Genomic DNA, 22,132 nt, shown 5'->3' with positions numbered 1-22,132 from the left:
TAGAATATCTTTTTAATTATTTCTTTATACATTTAGCATAAGAATCCGTCAGGACTGCTTTTTCATAGCCTAAAGCAACTGCTTTATCCAGATTTTCACAAGCTTCTTTAAGTTTGGAAGTATCAAATAGAATCATCGCCTTGCTTACATAAGACTGGGCAAATTTCGGATCTATGGATATTGCTTTGTTGGCGTCTGCCAGAGCTTCCTTATATTTTTTCATTTTAAAATAGACATCTGCACGACCATTATAAAGCAATGACTCCGGTTTTTCAGCAAGAAGTTTATTATAATCTTTTAAAGCGCCGTCAAGGTCACCATTATTTTTTTTCAGATTCGCCAGCCCTGTTTTTGCAAAAAGATTATCAGGAGCAAAAGTCAGAATCTGATTAAGATCTTTGATGGCAAGATCTTTTTTTCCCTGGCTGTCGTAAATTTTGGAACGGGTAAGATATAAATCCGGAGTTTCAGCATTCACCTGAAGTCCTTTTTCTATATATTCCAGCGCTTTTACCTTATTTCCTTTCTGACTGTAAAGTGATGAAAGATTGGCATAAACGGAAACAGATAAGGGATTGGCTTTCAAAGCAGATTCATAGGATTTAAAAGCCTGAGTGGTCTTTCCAAGCCTTCTCTGAGCTGTGCCCAGATAATCGTAATATTCCGATTGAAATTTTTGGATCTGCTCTTTTTCTGCCAGTTTTAAATATTGCTCTTCTGCACATTTATAATCAGCTTTTTGGAAGCATTCTTCAGCCAGTTTTTTATCCTGGGCATAGAAATTAATTGAGAAACAGAGGGAAGTTACTACCAGTAAAGTTTTTTTCATGAATTTATAGTTTGTTTGTTGATGACTTTTTTGGCGAGTGCACCAAATATCACTCCCAATAAAGATCCAACAAACGCCCCCACCAAAATATCTATCGGGAAATGCACTCCTAAATATATGCGGCTGTAGGAAACCACTATAGCCCATACAAATATAGCATATGGAAACCACTTAAGCTTATTTTTTAACAAAATACTTAAAAAGGATGCCAAAAAGAATGTATTGGAAGCATGAGCAGAATAAAACCCAAACTGTCCACCGCATTTCACAATTCTCATATGATGTTCCAGAGTAGGATCATGACAAGGTCTTAACCTCGCCACACCATATTTGAAGACACTGGCCAACTGATCAGAAACCGTTGCTCCAATAGCCAGAAATATAAGGATAAAAACTAATGATCTTAGTTTGTGGTTTTTGTATAAAAAATAAAGAAATATAATATAAAGAGGCACCCAGATCCAGGTACTGGAAATCAGCATCCAGAACTGATCAAAAGATGAATCGCCCAAATTGTTAAGGTAAAGAAATACCTTCTTATCTTCCTGAATGATTTCCTCCATCGTTATCTGCTTACAGGTCCTTCGTAAGTCTCATCATCTGCAGGTTTCGGTTTTGGAGGTTCATTGGAAGCCACTGAAGAAGGTTTCGTCAGAATATCTTTCTGGATATCATTCATCGGGTTGAAATCCTTTGCAGCATCTTTTACCTTCTCAATCTCACGCTTGATTTCAGAAACAGGATTATCTGTTTCTTTCATGATTTCGGTTTTAATGTCTTCCACTGCTCCACGCATCTTTCTAACGCCTGCACCTAAGTCACGCGCAATCTGAGGCAGTTTATCCGGACCGAATAATACAACGATTGCAATGGCAATGAGTGCCATTTCTCCAATGCTTAATTCCATGACGTAAAATTACAAAAGATTATTGCATTTATGGAATGTAAACTAAAAATTTAAACAAATTTTAAGATTTTATAAAGTTCTGGGGGTTTCGGGTTATGAGGTTTATTTTATTGTTGATTGTTTGGTTGCGAGTTTTTGGTGTTGGTACGAATTCCAAGTGTATTTGTTACGAGGGACGAATTGCTGGTTCTTTTTATTCCTGTTTATCTACAACCTTAAACTAAGAACCTTGAACCCTCAAACTCTCCCACTCTCAAACTTAACCCCCAAATTCCTGCAACCTGAAATCTGCGACCTGCCACCTAATTCCTACCACCTATTAATTAATAAATATTTAATTCAAAATAATGAGAATTACGCAACAATTATGTATATTTATGATACACAACCAAACAAATATTAATTATGAAAAAACTAGTAACTACTTTTAAAGTTTTCGCCGTGTTATCGGTAATGGTACTCCACAGCTGCCAGAATGAAAACAATGAAATGAATCAGCAGGAAGCGGTTCAGGCTAAGACAACCATAGATGAGCTGAAAAGAGAGATTACTCCTTCTTCTTCTCAACTTGTTCCTGAAGCAGTACAACTTCAACTGAATGAATCCACCAAAAATCTTGAAACTTATTTAAAAAATGATTTACAGATTGTGGGAGTGGCTGTATTGGGGAAAATTTCAACCCAACAAGGGGTAGAACTGTCTAAAAAACTGATTACGGATAAAGATCAGTTCATTGCTTCCGGAAATATTATGGATCCATCCTCTGTAAAAATCGGAAAAATTGGAAATTTGTATCATGGTGAGGATTTAACAATCGCCGAACAAGGATTAAAAGAAGCTATCACCGAAGAAGTAAAACCAGGTACCCAGGTTATGGAAGTAACATGGAACGGCAAAAGCGGGAAATTTACCACACTATGTTTTTATGGTGATTCAGGAATCATCTGGGACAATATCTTCGGAGGTCTTGTGATGATGGATACCCGTGGAAATTCAGAAGCATCTAACAATAAGGTTTCAAAAGTGGTTTCTACATGGTATAAACAATGGTGGACAGCTAACTGGCTTTGGGGATCTAAACGAGGTGAAGCAGGATATCAGATTACCATTTATTATTCAGGGTCTACGGTGTCCAATGCAGATGTAAGTGACTGGGGATATATCAGTTTAGGAAAAGCAAAAAGCGAAAGTAAAATTACCAAAAAAACAGGCGCTTACGGGCAATGCCGTTATGCACTGGGACTTTGTACTCCTACAGGTTCTTTGAGCTTTAATTCTACTAATTTCTCTGTATCATTCTCCGGATTAGGCAGTAATATTGTAAGTAACGGGACAAAATCCCTTTATCCATAATTTTCATAAAAATCAGATTTTAATCAAAACGGGAAGCTCGCTGAGCTTCCCGTTTATTGTATTGATAAGTTCTACCAGATTCTGATTTTTGACTTCAATGCTTCTATTGCATTTTCTTTAAGTCCGAATGTATTCATTAATATTTCGTAGAGCTGTATATCGTTTTCTATCGTTACAGCTTCTTTTTCACCATCAGCAGATCGTATATTCAATACATGATCCGTATAGGTATAGCGGGCATTTTCATCTACTTTTGAAAGAATCAGCCTGTTCTTAAAATGAGAGTCCGGATGAGTAGACAGATACCAGTTGGAAATATCGAGATCAATGGGTTCTACATGTTCGGTAATAAACCTGTACACCGGAAGCCACTGCTCTTTCCACATCCAAAGTGTATACGTTTCTTTTTTATGAGAAACTTTAAATATTCCGTTGGGTGTTTGCTGCTGATCTTCTTTGTTTAAAAGTATAGGCGAAGTAAGTGTAGCTGTTCCAAATCCGCAATCCACCACATAATGCACTCCTTCAAAATCAACAATAAGCAAGAGATGGGTTTGTGCGGCAATACTGTCTTCCTGTCTTCCCCACACTACTCTTCCCAGCTGGAGCTTTACATGGAATCCCAATGTTTTTAAAACTTCACATAAAAGCAGGTTTTGTTCATAGCAATATCCACCTCTGGATTCAATAACCAGTTTTCTGAAAACATCATCTGAATGCAAAGAAGGAACAATTCCCGTATAGGAATCAATATTCTCAAAGGGAATATGCTTGGGATGGAGCTGATGTATCTTTCTCAATGTCTCCATGCTCAATTCCGGAGTTCCTGAGAAATGAATCCGTTCCAAATACTTTTCCAGATCCGATGTATTCATAAATTGATTTTTACCTGTTTCAAAAATGAGTAAAACGATTTCACTCGTGTAAAATTATGGAAAAATGTAACTTAGAAATCACCTATAGCACATCAATAGAACAAATCTATGGCTTGTGAAAATCCTTTTCCGAGGTTACATCAACTGAATTTTTATTTCTTTTCTGAAAAGCAGCATAAGTAATCACGACACTGACTGCCATTAAAATAAATGCTAAAAAGAAAGGCGCACCGGAAAATTTGAACGGCGCTTCATCATGCGTGAAATAGTAAAACAAATTAGTCATCATGGGTGGCCCGATAATGGATGTAGCACTCATTAAACTCGTTAATGCTCCCTGAAGTTCCCCCTGTTCATTGGAAGGAACACTTTTCGTGATAACCGATTGCAAAGCGGGTCCGCAGATTCCTCCCAGACAGTAGGGTACCAAAAATACAAACATCATCCAGCCTTCTGAAGCAAAAGCAAACAACAGCATTCCCACAGCATAGAAAGCCAGTCCGTAATAAATACTTTTTTGCTCTCCCAATCTGGGTGTTGTATATCTGATGAGTCCGCCCTGTACAAGACCCACCAACAAACCTACTACTCCCAATGAAATTCCCACCATTCTTTCTGTCCAGCTGAACTTATACATTGTAAAAAAGCTCCAGTTACTCTGTACGGCATGCCCTGCAATATAGATTAAGATCAACGAAGCGATCAAGCCTGAAATTTCAGGATGCTTACCTAAAAACTTAAATGAACCTATAGGATTGGCACGTTTCCAGTCGAATTCTCTTCTTTTATCTTTATCCAGACTTTCAGGAAGGATGAAATATCCGTACAGGAAATTAAGCAAACACAAGCCTGCTGCAGCATAGAAAGGAACTCTTGCACCATAATGTCCAAGAACTCCGCCCAGAACCGGTCCAATGATAAATCCCAGACCAAAGGCAGCCCCTATCAGTCCAAAATTCTTAGCCCGGTCTTCATCTGTAGAAATATCGGCAATGTAGGCACTGGCCGTGGTGACACTTGCTCCTGTAATCCCAGCAATAATCCTTCCCAAAAACAACCACCAGATTGTGGGGGCCAGTGCAAGGAAAATATAATCGATTGCAAATCCGAAAAGGGAAATCAGAATAATGGGTCTTCTCCCGTATTTGTCACTAAGGTTTCCTACTAACGGAGAGAATATAAATTGGGTAAATGCATAGGCAAATCCAAGCCAGCCGCCATACTTTGCAGCTTCACTGATATCTGCATGAATAAGTTCCTCAATTAATTTAGGAACAACAGGAATGATGATACCCCAGCCTGTAATATCGATCAGTAAAGTAATAAATATGAAGCCTATAGCCGCTTTTTTCTTTGAATTTTCCATGATGGTGCAAAATTAATCAAATCTGAAAAATAATGATTCTAAATTATGGATAGTTAATATGAATACTAAAAAAATGTAAAGCCAACATGATAATGAATAGCTACTCGTTATTTTTTTGACTTTAACTTTAAAAAAAAGGCCGTCTCTCTCGAAACGGCCTTTACTAATTTATTGTAGTTTGTATTACTTTGAAGCAAGCTCTTCTTTTGCAGAAGTGGATTTTCCATGTACCTCTTCTTCTTTTCCTGTTTTAAGGAAATCATAAGCAATTGCAGACGCAACAAAGATGGATGAGTAAGTACCGAATCCAATACCGATTAACATCGCAAACATGAATCCTCTTAAGTTATCACCTCCGAAAATGAAGATCGCAAGGATCACCAGAATCGTAGTGAATGAGGTGTTGAATGTTCTACCCAGTGTACTTGAAATAGAGTCATCAAACAGACCTGCCAATGTTAAAGATTTTTTCTCTCTCAGGTATTCTCTGATTCTGTCGAAAATAATTACGGTATCGTTGATTGAGTAACCCAATACTGTAAGGATCGCAGCGATGAAATCCTGATTGATCTCCATATTAAACGGCATGTATTTGTGAAGCAATGAATAGGCTCCCAAAATAATTACCGCATCGTGGAATAGAGCAGCAACCGCTCCAAGAGAGAACTGCCATTTTCTAAATCTTACCAGGATATAGATGAAGATCATTGCTAATGCTGCCAATACCGCATAGATACCATGAGTCTGGATATCATCAGCAACAGAAGGTCCCACTTTCTCAGAAGAAACAATTCCTGCGTGGTCTTTATCAGCAGATTTGAAATCTTTCAATGTAGTTCCTGCCGGTAAGTTTGATTTTAAGCCTTCAAATAATTTCTGCTCGATAATCTGGTCAGCTTTCAAAGATTCATCTTCGATAAGGTAATCTGTAGAGATCTTTAATTGTTTGTTGTTTCCGAAAGTTTTAGCTTCTACAGAAGAGTTTTTACCATCTTCAGTTTTGAATAATGCTACTAATTTTTCTTCAACATCTTCAGCTTTTACATCTTTATCAAATCTAACGACATAGTTTCTACCACCGGTAAAGTCGATACCGTATTTGAAACCGTGTGTTGCGATAGAAATAATACATACAACTGTAAGAACAGCAGAAATGATGTAAGCATATTTTCTCTTTCCGATGAAATCGATCCAGGTATTTCTGAACAGGTTCTTCGTTGCCGGAGTCCAGACAGAAAGTCCTTTTCCTTTATTTAATCTTGAGAAGATCATTACTCTTGAAAGCAATACAGACGTGAATAATGTCATTAAGATACCGATCATCAACGTCAATGCAAAACCTTTGATAGGTCCTGTTCCGAAGAAGAACAATACAACTGCCGTTAAGAAAGTAGTAGTGTGACCGTCAATAATCGCATTTAATGCATGTTTGAAACCATCTTTGTAAGCTTCAAGAATACTTTTCCCTGCGAATAATTCTTCTTTGGTTCTTTCATAAATGATAACGTTCGTATCGACCGCTACTGCCATCGTAAGAACAATACCCGCGATACCTGGAAGCGTAAGGGTAAAGTCTCCCGAATCCATGATACCGAAAATATAGAATAAGTTGATCACCATAGCAATTACCGCATATACACCAGCTCCACCGTAGTAGAAAATGATATAAACGATGATAATCGCAAATGCAATGATAAACGACATTAAACCAGAATCAATAGCCTCCTGTCCTAAAGACGGACCTACAACTGTAGCCTGAACTACTTTTGCACCTGCAGGCAATTTACCCGCACCTAATACGTCTACCAGTTCTTTAGCTTCCTCCTGAGAGAAGTTACCAGAGATCTGCGTTCTACCGTTAGGGATAGCACCTACAACGTTAGGAGCTGTGTATACTCTGTTATCAAGAGTTACGGCAACCGGTTTTCCAACGTTTTTCTCCGTTAATGTTTTCCATTCTTTTGCTCCTTTGGAGTCCATCTGCATGTCTACCACGACTCTGCTTAGTTCATCGTAGCTGATGTTTGCAGTTTCAACAGCACCGTCTACCGGAGCTTTTTGGTTGATGTTACCTCTGATCGCATACAATACTAAACTTTCAGTATCAGTACCTTCAGGCTTGTAACCCCACATGAACTGTGTATATTTAATGTTAGCCGGACGTAAAGACTGACCTACTTTGCTGTTTAAAATTTTGTTTACAACAGCAGTATCGGATAATTTTACATTGGCAACACCATTTGTTCTTAATTTGTCAAGCTGTAAAAGGCTCATGAAGTTCACATTCTTTGCCACTCCCATAGAATCTCCTTTTGTAGCAACCATAGTTGTCAAAGTCTGAAAATAAGGGGCAATTTCAGGAACCTGCTGTACTTCCCAGAACTGAAGTTTTGCAGAAGTCTGAAGCATTTTCTTCACTTTATCGATGTCCTTCATACCAGGCATTTCTACAGAAATTCTCGCAGTACCAGGTACTCTCTGAACGTTTGGCTGGATCGCTCCAAGCTTGTCAATTCTCGTTCTGATTACCTCGAAAGCGGTTCCTACAGATGCATCGATTTTTCTTTTAACAATGCTTTTTACCTGATCATCAGGCGTGTTGTACTTCACCTCAGTAAGGGTTGTATTTCCGAAAATTTCCGGATCTGCCAACTTAAGGTTGGTACCTTTAGCTTTGTTAATTACATCGAACTGCTCGAAGAAGTTGTCGATGTAAGGTTTAGTAGAATTCTTCTGTGCTTCATCAGTTTTGTTTAAAGCCTCAATAAGAACAGGATTTGTAGAATAATTGGTTAAATCATTCACAAGATCTCTTTGGTTGATCTCCAAAAGAACGTTGATCCCCCCTTTCAGGTCAAGACCAAGTTTCATTTCCTTGTCTTTGGCTTTAGTGTAATAAAGTTTTGTGAATCCTAAGTTCAAAGTATCCTTAGAAAGTCTTGCGATTTCTTTTTGATACTTCTCCGGATTGTCTCCTGCAATAGCAGTTGCCTGCTTTTCAATTTTGCTGGCGTACCATGTTGGTAATAGCTCGTTTAAGCAAATCAACCCTAGTACAATAGCGACAATTGTAATAAGTCCTTTTCCTTGCATTTTGTTATAACTACGTTAAATTAAGTCGGCAAATATAATGATTTTCTTGTATTTTATGAATTTTTAACAACAGAAATGGTTTATTTCCAGATATATTGGCATCGTGATTTCTATTTAAGATTTAACAATTTTTTCATACGATCATCATGAAGTCTTCAAAATCGATTGGTATAAAATTTTCATTTACTTCCTCAACACACTAACTCTCAAAATATTATGAAAAAATTACTTTTTTGCATCAGCATTTTTTCTTCCTTAATTGTTAATTCTCAAAGCATTAATTTGGAAGAATTTGTAACAGGACTTACCAGCCCTGTAGAGATTACGAACGCCAATGACAGCCGTCTTTTTGTTGTACAGCAGAACGGTATCATTAAAATTATTCAACCCAACGGGACAATTAACACAACCAATTTCCTGAATATCGGATCAAAAATTACTTTCGGCGGTGAAAGAGGCCTTCTTGGTCTTGCATTTCATCCTCAATACTCTGCGAACGGGTATTTTTTTGTGTATTATAACAACCTTTCAGGCAATATTATTGTTGCCAGATACAGTGTAAGTTCTACAGACCCAAACCTAGCAGATCCTGCGTCCGAAAAAATACTGTTGAATATTCCCAAACCATTCGACAATCACAATGGAGGAAGCATTCATTTTGCCCCTGACGGAAAACTCTGGATCATCACCGGAGACGGAGGAAGTGGTGGTGACCCGAATAATAACGCTCAAAACAAAAATTCACTACTGGGAAAAATGCTGAGAATAGACGTAGATGCTACCGGTCCTTACAATATTCCGCCAGACAATCCTTTTGCAGGATCCGGAGTAGATGGTGCAGATGAGATCTGGGCTTACGGACTTAGAAATGCCTGGAAATTTTCTTTTGATCTTACCACAGGGAATGCTATGATTGCAGATGTAGGACAGGAAGCCATAGAGGAAATCAACAAAATGCCCATTACTCAGGCTGGCTTAAACTATGGCTGGCGCTGTTATGAAGGGAACAATACATACAATCCGGCAGGATGCGCTGCACAGTCCGCCATGACCTTCCCTGTTGCCGTATATGACCATTCCGGAGGAAAATGTTCTATCACGGGCGGCTATGTTTACAGAGGCACTCAATATCCGTCACTTCAGGGAAAATATTTCTTTGCAGATTACTGTTCTACCCAGATAGGGATTTTAGACAGCAATAATGCCATCACGTGGACCACACCTTATTCAGGAAATAATTTTTCTACTTTCGGGGAAGATTATCAAAAAGAGCTGTACGTAGCAGCTGTAAACAGCGGAAAGATTTTTAAAATATCCACAGGAACTTTAGGAATCCAGGAAAATAATTTGGAAACCATAAAAGTTCATCCTAATCCGGCTTCCCAAGAAGTTTTCATTGATGGAGTTAAAGATAAAAATGCTACTTTGGAAATTATAAGTCCGGAGGGAAGAAAAATATTGGAAAAAGATAAAATCTCCAATGGAAAAGGAATCAATATTTCAGGAATACCAGCCGGAGTTTATTACATCAACCTGAAATCAGGAGAGCTGAAATCTTACAGCCAGAAATTAATTATTAAATAATAGTCTTTGTCACTATGTCTATAAAAGGATAAAAACTAACCCGAAACCAAATAAAAAGCGGTTCAGATCTGAACCGCTTTTGCTTATATTGTCATAGAGAAAATTCTCGTTTCCGGTTTATTTCTCATCATTCTCAGGTCAAAAACCATCGCTACATTCCTGGTGAATGCTCTTCCGGCTTCAGTAATTTTAACTTCAGTTCCGTTGATCTCAACCAAACCGTCATTTTCCATTTCTTTCAACATTTCCAGTGCATTTTCAAGCTCAGGGAAAGAATTGTTAATATCAAAAGTGGTTTCTAGCTGACACATCAGATTCAGAATATGTCTTCTTACCGTAAGATCTTCATCACTCAGAACATGTCCTTTTATTACAGGAATTTCACCTCCTTCAACCATCTTCTGGTATTCCTCCACCGTTTTCACATTCTGTGCAAAAGCATACCAGGAATCTGAAATAGCAGACATACCAAGTCCAACCATAAGCTGGGTTTTGCTGGAAGTATAGCCCATGAAATTTCTGTGAAGTTTCTTATGAATCAAAGACTGATACAGATCATCATGTTCAAGAGAAAAGTGATCCATCCCTACTTCAATATATCCTAAATCCTGAAGCAGTTTTTTACCATCTTCATACAAATGGCGTTTTTCTTCACCGCTAGGCAGGTCATTTTCATCAAAACCTCTCTGTCCAACACCTTTTACCCATGGAACGTGCGCATAAGAATAGAATGCCAGTCTGTCCGGCTTCAATTCCATTGTTTTTCTGATGGTATGTTCCATTGCTTCCCAATTCTGGTGTGGCAATCCGAAAACCAGATCATGGCTGATTCCCCTGTATCCTATTTCCTTCGCCCATTCTGTAACGTTTTTTACGTTTTCAAAAGGCTGGATTCTGTTGATCGCTTTCTGAACTTTAGGATCGTAATCCTGAACTCCAAAGCTCACTCTTCTGAAACCAAGATCATATAGCGTCTGAAGGTGTTCCTTCGTGGTATTATTTGGATGCCCTTCAAAAGAAAATTCCGGATGTTCTGCAATATCTACTGATGAAAAGATGCCTTCCAGTAATGTTCTCAAATTTTCAGGTGAGAAAAATGTAGGTGTTCCTCCTCCAAGGTGCAATTCTTTCAGTTTAGGTTTTTCGTTGAAAAGATCAAGATAAAGTTTCCATTCCTTTAAAACACTTTCCAGATAAGGAACCTCAACACTATGCTGTTTGGTAATACGCTTATGACACGCACAGAACGTACACAACGCCTCACAGAAAGGCAAATGGATATAAATAGAAATCCCCTCCTCTGCATTGCTCTCATGAAAAGACCTGATTACAGTTTCTTTCCATTTTTCCGGTGAAAATGTTGATTCATCCCAATATGGAACAGTAGGATAAGAAGTGTAACGCGGTCCGGGAATATTATACTTATCTATTAAAGAGTTCATTTTGAAAATTAAAATTTTATAAGGGTATGAAATTTAACATAATTAAAATTTCACCTTACAAAATTAACCATTAGTTATGAATTTTAGCCTATGAATTATATTAGGTTCTATTTTATAATGAATCTAAATATGATGAATACTGACTTTATTCAATATAATGATAAATTCTATATTAACTATTTAAAAATTGTTCATGAGAGGAATATGGCAATCATATGCTTTTATGGTGCATTGCTCCATTAAAATGTAAATGTTTTCGCTTTTGAAAAATTATCATCCCACATAATGAAGTCATGACCGGACGGTGCCATATCTGTTTCTTTAACCATTGATGGATTGGAAGGATATTTACCAGCTTTCGCATCCCATTTCAAATGTATGAACTTTTCGTTTCCACTCTTTAAAATAAGATCATTCCATCCTGAAGTAATTGCTGCACTTCTGAAAACCGGCGGTCTCATTACCGTAAATCTGTTGATCAGCTTCATATCACTGCTTAGCAATAAAAATGTACAGCCTCCACTTCCACAAAATGCTCTTCCTGAAAGTGAAATGAAATATTCATTTTTTTTATCATTATTGAGGTCTACAGTATAAAAAGAAAACTGGCGGTCGGAAGTTTCAAGGGACGGCAGATCGTTTTTCAAATAATCCTGGAGATAAAGCTTCAGCTTTTCAGCAGTGGCATTGTCTGTGGTGTCGGAATTATATCCGGATTCTGTAGTCCCGGTCTTCGCAGAATCCACAACTTTTCCTTCAGAAGAAGAAATTACATGATCTGTGTTTTCCGGCAGCTTTTTTTCATCTTTTTTACAGGCAGCTAACATTACTGCTGACATTCCAAGGCATATAGCCCATTGTTTATTCTTTATCTTCATCATCATATTATTAATTAATCTTTTTTTCTCTTGGTGTTACCGGAACTTCTCCGGTAAATTTCAATATACAAAAATAACATTTATTTCTGTAAGATATCCCAACAGCCTGTTTTATCTGAAATTTCAAGAGAAGAAAATTAAAATTTCAATTTTATGACGGCAATTCTGTTATTTCCTGCAAGTACAACATTGTTACCATCTAACCATTGACACACAAAGAAGCCTTTCTCATCGGAAATTTTCTTCCACGTCCTTCCAAAATCTGAAGAGTAACTGATATGCTTGTCTCCCACCGCAATAATCTCTTTTCCTTTTGATCCCGGCTTAATTTTCACACAGGTGGTGTATCCCGCATTTTGCCCTGAAGCATGAATCTGCCAGGTTCTCCCCCCATCATTAGTGGTAGCAACATTGTTGATATTAGCATCCTGTTTTGTATAATCTCCCCCAACAGCGATCCCAAATTGATCTTCATAAAAATCTATGGAGTACATTCCTTGTGAAGATTCTCCCTGTACAAATGGTGTATTGAAAATTTCAAACTTTTGATCTTTCAGGTTCATTCTTAAAATTCGCGAAGCTTTTCCTCCTGTTGCAATCCATAAGTATTTTTTAGAGGATGAAATATTGGTATTACTTGCAGCAAATGCAGCTTCACCCTCGTTTAATGTTATATTATTCTTAAACATACTCCATTTCCCGTCTTTATAGACCGCCAGCTTCAGCCTCAGATCTTTATCCGAATCACTAAAAGTATAAGCTACCTTATCATTAACGAAATGTAAAGCATCATAAAAAGCTGTTTTTGCTGTATCTTTAAAAACAACCTGTGACTTCATAGTTTTCTTATCGATAGCAAAGAAACGTCCAGGGCTCTCAATATTGATAGCATAAAATGTAGTTTTATTCTGTGCCAATGTTCTGAATTGAAGCTTCTCTTCAGACAATTTCATTTGTTTCTGATTTTTATAGTCTTTAAGATCTACAAACCCGAATTTGGAATCCGTACCACTATACCACACTTTGTTGTCATATACTTCAATGGCTCTGATACTGATTTTATCATTAAGAATTGTTTCAAGGCTTTCCACCTGTTGGGAAAACGCTGTAAGTCCGGTGGACAGAAATAAAATGGAAAAAATCTTTTTCATATTATAATATTGGGACAAAAAAAACCGCCGAAGCGGTTTATATTATTAATCCTGGTTCTGATATTTTTCAGGATTGTTCAGTTTACTGTTTGATTTCCCATAAAGGAAATATACTAAACCACCCAGGAATAACCACACAGCCGAAAGCTCCAATGCGTGAGCGCTTAAGTTAAATATCAAATAAATATTGATAAATACTCCCAGTGCTACAACTATTTTGTAAGCCGGAACTTTGAAAGGTCTGATCAAATTAGGTTCTTTCTTTCTCATTACCCAAACTGCGATACAAACCAGTGTAAATGCAAACAGGGTTCCGAAACTTGTCATATCTGCCAATGTTGAAATAGGGGTAAATGCTGCGATCAAAGCTACTACAATTCCTAACAAAATAATTCCTTTATAAGGTGTTTTTGTTTTTGGATGAAGATCACCGAAGAATTTAGGAATCAATCCGTCTTTTGCCATCCCGATAAAGATTCTGGATTGTCCCATCATCATTACCATTACTACGGAAATTAACCCTACAGTAGCAGCAATTGTTACGATATTACTGGCCCAGTGTTTTCCGGCAATTTCAAAAGCATATGCTACAGGAGCTTTAATAGCATCAGGATATTTCCCTTCCGGATTAAAGTCTGTATAATGCATCATCCCTGTTAATACAAGAGATACACAAATATATAAAGCTGTACAAACCAATAATGAAGCAATAATTGCGAAAGGTACATCTTTCTTAGGATTAATCGCTTCCCCAGCCTGCGTAGAAACAGCATCAAAACCAATATAAGCAAAGAAAATAGCTGCTGCTCCGGAAATAATTCCTTTAATACCGTAGGCAGAAACCAGATCTCCTTCAGAATTTTTAATCTGAACCTGATCCGGAATAAAAGGTTTCCAGTTTTTAACACCGTCTACAGCGTTGTAAAGATCGGTATTAGAGAAAATAATATATATTCCTGCAATAATTACAAAGATAACAGCTGAAGTTTTCATTAAAACGATCAGGTTATTCGCCCCTGCAGCTTCTTTAGTTCCCTTTACCAATAATGCAGTAATTAAAAGAACAAGAATAAATGCAGGAAGGTTCATAGAAAAACCATCTCCGGTATAACTTGCCGGATCTGATGTAAGATAGGCAGGCAAATGAATATTAAAAATCTTTAAAAACTTGTTAAAATATCCGGACCAACTTACGGAAACGGCCATACTCGCCATGGCATACTCGAGGATGAGACACCATCCCATGGCCCATGCAAAAATTTCTCCTACTGTTCCGTATGCATAGGCATAAGCTGAACCCTCTACAGGAATAATGGATGCAAACTCTGCATAGCATAATGCAGCAAAAACGCAGGCAATCCCTGCTATGATAAAGGAAATAGCAAGAGCTGGTCCCGCATGATAATAGGCTCCTGTTCCGGTAAGAACAAAGATTCCACCACCGATGATAGCACCCACTCCAATTGCTGTTAAACTCCATTTTCCAAGGACTTTTTTCAGCTCACTTTTCTTCATATCTGCCTCATAGGCACTTAGTGGCTTTTTTACCCAAATTTTCGACATGTTTTTTTATTTATTAAGGATTTACGAAAATATAAAAAATTTAGAAACTCTCACGTTAATCGTTAAAATTTCATCATTTATTTTACATTAAAGACTTTAAAAACCTGACCAGCACCTTATTCATAGTATTTCACCCGGCATGAAGCTTTCCCTCTCTGATTCCGAACCACAAAATCAGGGAGTCAGTTATGATACAAATATGCAGTAATCTACAGTTTTACAAAAAAAAAGAATGTAAAGATAGATATTGATGCCTGTAGTTTAAAAACGGCAGTAATGTCATTATGACCTGACAAATGCTTTACAACACAAAAGATACAGGATTCCTGTTTAATCTTCTTTTCCCATAGAATTTTCACAAACCGCGAAACTTTACTGAAACGTTATTATAATTTATAAAATGTAAGAAACTTCTTAAAAGAAAATAAGATTTATTTATTTTTGATGCCATGAATTTATATGATCTTTTCATAAAGCCTTATGAAAGCTATGATACTTTACAGATTATGCTGGAAACTTCGGGTGCCGTCTTAGGAACTCTGAGTGTCTATTTTTCAATTAAAAAAAACATCTGGGTATATCCTACCGGTATTATTTCTACGTTGATCTATGTTTATATTCTTTTCAATTTCGGTCTGCTTGGAGACTGCCTTATCAACGTCTATTATACTGTAATGAGTATCTACGGATGGATTTTATGGGCCAAAAATTCTGAAGATCATATTCATGTTGATGTTACCTGGGCACTCAAAAAGGAATGGATCTATGCCAGCATCCTTTTTATACTGAGTCTGGCACTTGTTACCCTTATTTATTATTACAAACCTTATATCGATAATCAATTTTCGATGGAAGGAGTCAGTTTGGGATTATATCATCTGGACTGGGCCAACTGGATGGATGTTTTCACTACCTCCATATTTTTGGCAGGAATGTGGTTGATGGCTAAACAACGCATTGAAAGCTGGATTTTCTGGATTATCGGAGATCTTATTTGTATCCCTATGATGATTTTTAAGGGGCTTGGAATCACTTCGGTTCAATATTTGGTATTTACTATAATGGCGATCTTGGGATACGCCAATTGGAAAAAAAGTTTTAAAGAAAAAAAAGTACAATAAAGTCATGAAAAATTTATTTAAAATAGCATTCAGTATTTTTGCTATTACCAGTTTAACCTCTTGTTTAGCATATACCGATGGATACGGAAGCAATAGTGGAGGTTATGGCTATGGAGACCCTTATTATAACAACGGATATTACTATGCGCCTTCAGGATATTACGGAAGCGGTGGATATTGGGGTAATGACGGCTATTATTACAGAAACAATGTTAATTATTACTATGATAATGGTATTCCTTATTACTATGATAGCTACAATAACTCCAGAAGAAAGGTCTACGTAGAAAGAAGGTCTACTTCATCTTCAAGACCTCAGAACGGATTCCAGAATACGCGTACAACGAACAGCAACGGTTCATACAATAATAACGGAGGATTCAATAATAACAGAAACTCCAATAGCAACAGCGGATTCAGAAACCAGAATAATGGTTATCAGAACAGTCAGGGAAATCAAAACAATAGCGGTTTCAGAAATTCCAACGGTAACAGTGGATTCAGAAACCAAAACAGCAGTAATCAGAACAATCAGAATAACAGCGGTTTCAGAAATTCTGAAAGCAGCAGGTCTGAATCTTCCGGTGGGGGATTCAGAAATAGCTCCGGCAGCCAAAGCACGAGTTCAAGCAGACAGCAGAGCGGCGGAGGCGGCTTTAGATAAAACGATTATAAATAAGGAAACGAACAGTTAACACTGTTCGTTTTTCATTTTAAATATAGTAATTTTGCTTCTTCATTAACAAAAAAATATGGAATTTTATAAATATCAGGGAACAGGGAATGATTTTGTAATGGTAGACAACCGTGATCTCCAATTTACTAAAGATAAAGATAGTATTGAAAAGCTATGTGACAGACGCTTCGGAATAGGTGCTGACGGTCTTATTCTATTGGAAAACGATCCTGAATATGATTTCAAGATGGTATACTACAATTCTGATGGTGGGGAAAGTACGATGTGTGGAAACGGAGGAAGATGTCTTGTTGCTTTTGCTTTTTTCCTGGACATCTTTGAAGACAAATGCAAATTCATTGCGACGGATGGTGAACACGAAGCTGAAATCCATAACGGAATCATTAAATTAAAAATGATCAATGTAGACACCGTTTCAAAGGACGGAGATGATTTTGTTCTCAACACCGGATCTCCACACTATGTAAAATATGTAGACAACCTGAAAGAGTATCACGTCTATGGCGAAGGATATGGCATCAGAAATTCTGAAAAATATAAAGAAAAAGGAATCAATGTGAACTTTGTAGAAAAAATTTCAGATAATGAAATTTTTGTAAGAACCTATGAACGAGGCGTTGAGGACGAAACTTACAGCTGCGGGACAGGAGTTACAGCTTCCGCTTTAACTTTTCTGCAAAAACATAATCTAACCTCTGTAAAAGTTAAAACTTTAGGCGGAAACCTTAAAGTATATGCTGAAAAAAGCGGGGATGCATTCCAGAATATTTGGCTGGAAGGTCCTGCAAAGCAAGTTTTTAGAGGTAAAACAGATCTTCTTTAAAAACAAAAAAACTTTTAATCAACATTAATAAGAATGAAAAAAGCAATTCTCATTGTCATTCTGCTGGCTTTTGTAGTGGCAGGATTTTTTGGTTTGAGATTTTATAATAAATATTTAGGAAATAACGTAGAAAAAGAGGGTTACGTTCTGATTCCTCATAGAGCGGGCTTTAAACAAATCCTAGATTCTATTGCTCCTTATATTAAAGACAGAGAGTCTTTTGAAGCTGTAGCCAAGGAAAAAGGTCTTGATACCAATTTTAAAGCAGGGCGTTACCATATCCAGAGCGGAACAGGAAACAAAAACCTTGTCAATATGATCAAAGCTGGTAACCAGACAGCCAACTCTTACCGAATCGGTGATTTTGGAGATATGTACCAGATGATTGGTAAGGTGACTAAAAAAACGGAAATTGATTCATTGCATTTTGTCAATGATCTGGATGCCGTTGCACAGGAGAAAGGTTATAAAAATGTTGAAGATTTAAAAAAATACTTTTTCATTGATACCTATAATTTTTTCTGGACCGTAAGTCCGAGAGAATTTTTTTCCAAGTTTGAAAATCAATATAATGATTTCTGGACAAGCGAAAGAAAAAACAAAGAACAGCAGTCCGGTCTTACAAGAGATCAGATTTACGCCCTGGCTTCTATTGTGTATAAAGAATCAGGAGGAAAAAAGGACGAAATGAAAACGATTGCAGGATTATATTTAAACCGTTACAGAAAAGGAATGAAACTTCAGTCCGATCCTACAGTTATTTATGCGATCAATAAGCAGACAAATTTTAAAGAACCTATAAAAAGGGTATTTTATAAGCATTTGTCTACACCATCACCTTATAATACTTATGCCAATACAGGTATTCCTCCGGGACCCATCTGTGTAGTGGATAAGAATTCAATAGATGCTGTTTTAAATGCTGAAAACAACAATTATATATTTATGTGTGCTGATCCGGCAAGATTCGGCTATCACAAGTTTACTGCAAGTGCTGAAGAACATGCGGTGAATGCCAAAGCTTACCAGGACTGGCTCAACTCAAAAAATATAAAATAGGCTTAGAAAGCACCTAAAAATTTATACAGTTAGAAAAACAATAAACAACCATAATGTTTTGATGATCAAATTGGTATTGATACTCTAAATATTAAGGGTTATTCTCGCACGATCTTATACAAAAAAATAACCTATGAAGAATAAGACAGAAATTGTCAATATTTTCACCAGAAAAACTTTAGGACTTACCTTAGTACTTTCAGCGGCAGCACTGGCTTTTGCACAGGAAAAGGCTGGAGTTTCAGGGATCATTGTCAACAAAAAAAATCAACCGGTTCCTTATGCTTCCGTAACTTTCAGCAATAAGGCCAACAAGACTTTAAGTGATGCTGTACTGACGGATGAAAAAGGACAATATACCCTTCAGCTTATGCCAGGAGACTATGATATTACGGTAGAAGCTATTGATTACAAAAAAAGTGTAGTCAGCAAAAATATTGCAAAAGCAGGTAATATCGGAGCACTATCTATTGAAGCAGAGCCTTCGTCTACTGCTGATGGCAAAACAAAAGAAATTCAGGGTGTTGTAATTACTGCTTCTGCAGCAAAACCTTATAAAGTAGAGCTTGATAAGAAAACATATGATCCTTCGCAGGATATTGTGAGCAAAGGAGGAAATCTTCAGGATGTTTTAACCAATGTTCCTTCGGTTTCCGTGGATACAGACGGAACAGTTTCTATGAGAGGAAGTACCAATGTAAAGTTTCTTATCAATGGAAAGCCTTCTGCCCTTCTTGGGATAGATGACGGAGCTAATGCACTGCAGAGTATTCCGGCGGATCAGATCGAAAGAATTGAAGTTATTACCAACCCTTCTTCTAAATTTGAAGCAAGTGGTACATCCGGTATCCTGAATATCATCCTAAAAAAAAATAAAAAGGTCGGATTTAATGGTAGTGTGGTTGGATCACTGGGATATTTTCCAAGAACTTCTCTTAATACGAACCTGAGCTGGAGAAAAAACAACTGGACATGGTTCCTGAATGGCGGCGGTGGTTACACAGAAAACAAAACGAAGAATAATTCGGAAACAACCTATCACAATCTCACATTTCCCGATGTGATTGCTTTCCAGCAGCCTAATGATGTTCTTGTTCATCAATTGCAAAACTCCGAGAATAAAACGTATAATAAAAATTATAATGTGAGTGCGGGTTTTGTATATGATTTATCTGATAAGACTTCCATTAATTTAACAGGATTGGTGAGAACATTTGAAGGAGACGGAAATGAACTTCTTGATACCTACGACAGTTTTTACAGGTTTTTCAGAGATTCACCGAATCCGGGCACTACAGCAGGAAAATGGAGTTTATTAAATCCCTATGGAAGAAGAGATTCTAAAAGTATCTTCAATAACCTTGCTTTCCAGGGAGATTTGGGATTAGATCATAAATTTGATGATAACGGACAAAATTTATCCGTATCATTAAGTCTGCAAAGGAACAGAAGTAACAATAATGCGGACATTCTTGAAACTTACGACCTTCGTCCTGATGTGCAGGATATTACAAGAAGATATTCGTTAACTAAAACAATAATCGGTAAAGCTGATTATGAGCTGCCAATAGGAGAAAAATCCAAGCTTGAAGCAGGATATAGATTGGATGTTAATGATAATACTTACAATAATTTTGTAAGCAGTACTTCCAACAATCCTTTTATTCCAAGTTATAATAACAATACAGATTATAAAGAAGTCTTCAATGCTTTTTATCTACAATTTAAGAGTAAAATAGGAGAAAAATTTGCTTATCAGCTTGGTTTAAGAGATGAGCTGTCCAATGTCAGCATTAATTATATCAATCAAAATCCTAATGATAAGCCGTTAGATAAGACCAAAAATTATAATAATCTATTTCCGAGTGTATTCTTAAGCTATGATGTATCTAAAAATAATCAGATTTTGCTTAATTATTCCCGCAGAATAGACAGACCAAGGTCCTTCTTTATGGTCCCCTTCCCGAATTACAGCAACAGCCAGAATATTTTTGAAGGAAACATAGACCTGAATCCCTCCTATGTAGATTCATTTGAAGTAGGATATAATATTACCAGAAAAAAATTCACAGTTAATCCTACCCTATACTACAGACACGCAACGGATGATACCAAAATGTTGGTCTACAGACCTGATGAAAGCCTTGGTGTATTTTATACAAAGCCAATCAACTTAGGAAACGATGACCGTTATGGTTTGGACCTGAACTTTACTTATGATCCATTTGCATGGTTGAAAATCATGGGAAGTCTGGACATGTTCGGATATAAAACTACAGGAATTGCTTATTATGACGCTATTGATAAAAATAAGCTGCAGCAAACCCGCAGCATGAATTTCACAGGAGACGGTTTTTCTACCAGAGCCCGTCTTAATACAACATTCAAGCTTGACAAAACGCTAAGTGTACAATTACAGGGATTCTATAGAGGGGCACAGAAAACAGCCAGCCAAAATACAGAAGATATGTATGCTCTGAATCTCGGTGCATCCAAGACTATCTGGAAAGGAGATGGAACAATTTCCTTCAATATTCAGGATATATTCAATACAAGAAGCAGAGAAGTATTTAGTTTCAATGAGGATTACACGCGAAGAAACTATATGCAATGGCAGCCAAGACAGTTTGCTATTTCGTTAACTTACAGATTTAAGCAGGGAGAAAAAATTGAACAGCCTAAAAAGAAAAAGGATATCAATTCCAACGAAACAGGTGATGACCAGCAAAGCGGCCCTATGTAACACAACAAAAGAAGGTGTATCACAACTAGATGATGTGGGTTGAGAATCGCTTAAACGAAAACCCTTCTCGTATAGGGATACAGGAAATTTTCATAAAAAAGGCCGTTTTCACGAGTTGTGAGACGGCCTCTTTTTTATTTCTGTTATTTTACAGGTTCTGCTTTCGAGTATTTTTCTTTTTCAGCTTCGTAGATTCTTCTTCTCAGGTCGCTGGTGGAAAACCTATGGTCTCTCTTGTTGAAAAAAATTTCAATTCCTTTTTCCTCACAGTATTTTTTACCTGTAAAGTCTCTGTCCATATAATCATCTCCAATGATTCTTACATCAATCACAAATGATTTAAGAATATCCAAAAGGTCTTCTTCTGTGTAATAAGGAATAATCTCATCCACAGCATTCACTGCTTTCAGTTGAATATATCTTTCAACAATAGTCTGGCTTGGCTTATTTTTGTTTGGACGATCGTGAGACGGATCGATTTGAAGTCCAACGATTAAATAGTCACACACGGTTTTAGCTTCTTCAAGCATTTTGATGTGACCTGCATGCAATAAGTCAAATGACGAAAATGTAATACCTATTCTCTGTGTCTTCATATTAATGTTAAATTAAAGCTTCGCTGAAAATAAATGTTTCTTAAAAAGATAA

Annotated in this window: 18 protein-coding genes; 7 read left to right on the top strand and 11 right to left on the bottom strand. The window is 37.0% G+C overall.

Translation table 11 applies throughout. The annotated features are described in order from the left end of the window. Positions 1 to 16 precede the first annotated feature (16 nt). Genes ACODR7_RS00585 through ACODR7_RS00575 form a run of 3 tightly spaced genes read right to left on the bottom strand, consistent with a single transcriptional unit; the run spans position 17 to position 1,736 of the window. Positions 17 to 829: a tetratricopeptide repeat protein gene (locus tag ACODR7_RS00585; protein WP_488836415.1), complete on the bottom strand. Its 813-nt coding sequence runs from the start codon at positions 827 to 829 to the stop codon at positions 17 to 19. Further along, positions 826 to 1,392: a phosphatase PAP2 family protein gene (locus tag ACODR7_RS00580; protein WP_076594296.1), complete on the bottom strand. Its 567-nt coding sequence runs from the start codon at positions 1,390 to 1,392 to the stop codon at positions 826 to 828. Before ACODR7_RS00580 ends, ACODR7_RS00585 begins: the two co-directional genes overlap by 4 nt. A gap of 2 nt (positions 1,393 to 1,394) precedes the next feature. Further along, a complete protein-coding gene (locus tag ACODR7_RS00575) occupies positions 1,395 to 1,736 on the bottom strand; it encodes a Sec-independent protein translocase subunit TatA/TatB (RefSeq protein ID WP_488836412.1) in 342 nt (113 codons plus the stop codon). Positions 1,737 to 2,141: 405 nt separating this feature from the next. Between ACODR7_RS00575 and ACODR7_RS00570 the strand changes: the two genes are divergently transcribed. Then, on the top strand, positions 2,142 to 3,089 hold the full coding sequence (locus ACODR7_RS00570; RefSeq protein WP_488836410.1) for a hypothetical protein: 948 nt from the start codon (positions 2,142 to 2,144) through the stop codon (positions 3,087 to 3,089). A 71-nt stretch (positions 3,090 to 3,160) separates the two neighbouring features. Here the strand turns inward: ACODR7_RS00570 and ACODR7_RS00565 are convergent, their stop codons facing one another. From ACODR7_RS00565 to secD, 3 genes are all read right to left on the bottom strand, one after another. Beyond that, positions 3,161 to 3,964 carry an arylamine N-acetyltransferase family protein gene (locus ACODR7_RS00565; protein WP_488836408.1) on the bottom strand — a complete coding sequence of 268 codons (804 nt, stop codon included), beginning with the start codon at positions 3,962 to 3,964 and terminating at the stop codon, positions 3,161 to 3,163. Positions 3,965 to 4,070: 106 nt separating this feature from the next. Then, positions 4,071 to 5,330 carry a TCR/Tet family MFS transporter gene (locus ACODR7_RS00560; RefSeq protein ID WP_488836406.1) on the bottom strand — a complete coding sequence of 420 codons (1,260 nt, stop codon included), beginning with the start codon at positions 5,328 to 5,330 and terminating at the stop codon, positions 4,071 to 4,073. Between the two features lie 183 nt (positions 5,331 to 5,513). Further along, on the bottom strand, positions 5,514 to 8,423 hold the full coding sequence (secD, locus tag ACODR7_RS00555) for a protein translocase subunit SecD (RefSeq protein WP_488836404.1): 2,910 nt from the start codon (positions 8,421 to 8,423) through the stop codon (positions 5,514 to 5,516). A 216-nt stretch (positions 8,424 to 8,639) separates the two neighbouring features. Between secD and ACODR7_RS00550 the strand changes: the two genes are divergently transcribed. After that, on the top strand, positions 8,640 to 10,007 hold the full coding sequence (locus ACODR7_RS00550) for a PQQ-dependent sugar dehydrogenase (RefSeq protein ID WP_488836403.1): 1,368 nt from the start codon (positions 8,640 to 8,642) through the stop codon (positions 10,005 to 10,007). 83 nt (positions 10,008 to 10,090) lie between these two features. On the opposite strand, the gene hemN is transcribed toward ACODR7_RS00550, so the two are convergent. The 4 genes from hemN to ACODR7_RS00530 form a co-directional block, all read right to left on the bottom strand. Further along, positions 10,091 to 11,449: an oxygen-independent coproporphyrinogen III oxidase gene (gene hemN / locus ACODR7_RS00545; protein ID WP_488836401.1), complete on the bottom strand. Its 1,359-nt coding sequence runs from the start codon at positions 11,447 to 11,449 to the stop codon at positions 10,091 to 10,093. 239 nt (positions 11,450 to 11,688) lie between these two features. Beyond that, positions 11,689 to 12,333: a hypothetical protein gene (locus ACODR7_RS00540; RefSeq protein ID WP_488836399.1), complete on the bottom strand. Its 645-nt coding sequence runs from the start codon at positions 12,331 to 12,333 to the stop codon at positions 11,689 to 11,691. Between the two features lie 131 nt (positions 12,334 to 12,464). Beyond that, a complete protein-coding gene (locus tag ACODR7_RS00535) occupies positions 12,465 to 13,478 on the bottom strand; it encodes a beta propeller repeat protein (protein WP_488836397.1) in 1,014 nt (337 codons plus the stop codon). A 45-nt stretch (positions 13,479 to 13,523) separates the two neighbouring features. Then, positions 13,524 to 15,041, bottom strand: a complete 1,518-nt coding sequence (locus ACODR7_RS00530; protein WP_488836395.1) for an amino acid permease — start codon at positions 15,039 to 15,041, stop codon at positions 13,524 to 13,526. Positions 15,042 to 15,490: 449 nt separating this feature from the next. Between ACODR7_RS00530 and pnuC the strand changes: the two genes are divergently transcribed. The 5 genes from pnuC (at position 15,491) to ACODR7_RS00505 (ending at position 21,484) form a co-directional block, all read left to right on the top strand. After that, positions 15,491 to 16,162: a nicotinamide riboside transporter PnuC gene (gene pnuC / locus ACODR7_RS00525; protein WP_488836393.1), complete on the top strand. Its 672-nt coding sequence runs from the start codon at positions 15,491 to 15,493 to the stop codon at positions 16,160 to 16,162. Positions 16,163 to 16,166: 4 nt separating this feature from the next. Beyond that, the gene (locus ACODR7_RS00520; protein WP_488836392.1) at positions 16,167 to 16,826 is read left to right on the top strand and encodes a hypothetical protein; all 660 of its coding nucleotides are present in this window, start codon (positions 16,167 to 16,169) and stop codon (positions 16,824 to 16,826) included. A gap of 88 nt (positions 16,827 to 16,914) precedes the next feature. Then, positions 16,915 to 17,682, top strand: a complete 768-nt coding sequence (dapF, locus tag ACODR7_RS00515) for a diaminopimelate epimerase (protein ID WP_488836390.1) — start codon at positions 16,915 to 16,917, stop codon at positions 17,680 to 17,682. A 33-nt stretch (positions 17,683 to 17,715) separates the two neighbouring features. Further along, positions 17,716 to 18,741, top strand: a complete 1,026-nt coding sequence (mltG, locus tag ACODR7_RS00510; RefSeq protein ID WP_488836388.1) for an endolytic transglycosylase MltG — start codon at positions 17,716 to 17,718, stop codon at positions 18,739 to 18,741. 133 nt (positions 18,742 to 18,874) lie between these two features. Continuing rightward, positions 18,875 to 21,484: a TonB-dependent receptor domain-containing protein gene (locus tag ACODR7_RS00505; protein ID WP_488836387.1), complete on the top strand. Its 2,610-nt coding sequence runs from the start codon at positions 18,875 to 18,877 to the stop codon at positions 21,482 to 21,484. Between the two features lie 143 nt (positions 21,485 to 21,627). On the opposite strand, the gene ACODR7_RS00500 is transcribed toward ACODR7_RS00505, so the two are convergent. Beyond that, entirely contained in the window at positions 21,628 to 22,080 is a 453-nt protein-coding gene (locus ACODR7_RS00500) for an adenylyltransferase/cytidyltransferase family protein (protein ID WP_488836385.1), read from the bottom strand. Between the last annotated feature and the right edge of the window lie 52 nt (positions 22,081 to 22,132).

It is taken from the genome of Chryseobacterium sp. FG46, from assembly GCF_057809135.1.
Note: the sequence above shows the minus strand (reverse complement) of the source record. Positions and strands in the feature narration are given on the sequence as shown.

Excerpts from the sequence above, each read along its gene's own strand:
- ACODR7_RS00530 (WP_488836395.1), bottom strand. The coding sequence starts at position 15,041 with ATGTCGAAAATTTGGGTAAAAAAGCCACTAAGTGCCTATGAGGCAGAT.
- ACODR7_RS00565 (WP_488836408.1), bottom strand. The coding sequence starts at position 3,964 with ATGAATACATCGGATCTGGAAAAGTATTTGGAACGGATTCATTTCTCA.
- ACODR7_RS00550 (WP_488836403.1), top strand. The coding sequence starts at position 8,640 with ATGAAAAAATTACTTTTTTGCATCAGCATTTTTTCTTCCTTAATTGTT.
- hemN (WP_488836401.1), bottom strand. The coding sequence starts at position 11,449 with ATGAACTCTTTAATAGATAAGTATAATATTCCCGGACCGCGTTACACT.
- ACODR7_RS00505 (WP_488836387.1), top strand. The coding sequence starts at position 18,875 with ATGAAGAATAAGACAGAAATTGTCAATATTTTCACCAGAAAAACTTTA.
- dapF (WP_488836390.1), top strand. The coding sequence starts at position 16,915 with ATGGAATTTTATAAATATCAGGGAACAGGGAATGATTTTGTAATGGTA.
- ACODR7_RS00520 (WP_488836392.1), top strand. The coding sequence starts at position 16,167 with ATGAAAAATTTATTTAAAATAGCATTCAGTATTTTTGCTATTACCAGT.
- ACODR7_RS00560 (WP_488836406.1), bottom strand. The coding sequence starts at position 5,330 with ATGGAAAATTCAAAGAAAAAAGCGGCTATAGGCTTCATATTTATTACT.
- ACODR7_RS00540 (WP_488836399.1), bottom strand. The coding sequence starts at position 12,333 with ATGATGATGAAGATAAAGAATAAACAATGGGCTATATGCCTTGGAATG.
- ACODR7_RS00535 (WP_488836397.1), bottom strand. The coding sequence starts at position 13,478 with ATGAAAAAGATTTTTTCCATTTTATTTCTGTCCACCGGACTTACAGCG.
- ACODR7_RS00580 (WP_076594296.1), bottom strand. The coding sequence starts at position 1,392 with ATGGAGGAAATCATTCAGGAAGATAAGAAGGTATTTCTTTACCTTAAC.
- mltG (WP_488836388.1), top strand. The coding sequence starts at position 17,716 with ATGAAAAAAGCAATTCTCATTGTCATTCTGCTGGCTTTTGTAGTGGCA.
- secD (WP_488836404.1), bottom strand. The coding sequence starts at position 8,423 with ATGCAAGGAAAAGGACTTATTACAATTGTCGCTATTGTACTAGGGTTG.
- pnuC (WP_488836393.1), top strand. The coding sequence starts at position 15,491 with ATGAATTTATATGATCTTTTCATAAAGCCTTATGAAAGCTATGATACT.
- ACODR7_RS00585 (WP_488836415.1), bottom strand. The coding sequence starts at position 829 with ATGAAAAAAACTTTACTGGTAGTAACTTCCCTCTGTTTCTCAATTAAT.
- ACODR7_RS00500 (WP_488836385.1), bottom strand. The coding sequence starts at position 22,080 with ATGAAGACACAGAGAATAGGTATTACATTTTCGTCATTTGACTTATTG.
- ACODR7_RS00570 (WP_488836410.1), top strand. The coding sequence starts at position 2,142 with ATGAAAAAACTAGTAACTACTTTTAAAGTTTTCGCCGTGTTATCGGTA.
- ACODR7_RS00575 (WP_488836412.1), bottom strand. The coding sequence starts at position 1,736 with ATGGAATTAAGCATTGGAGAAATGGCACTCATTGCCATTGCAATCGTT.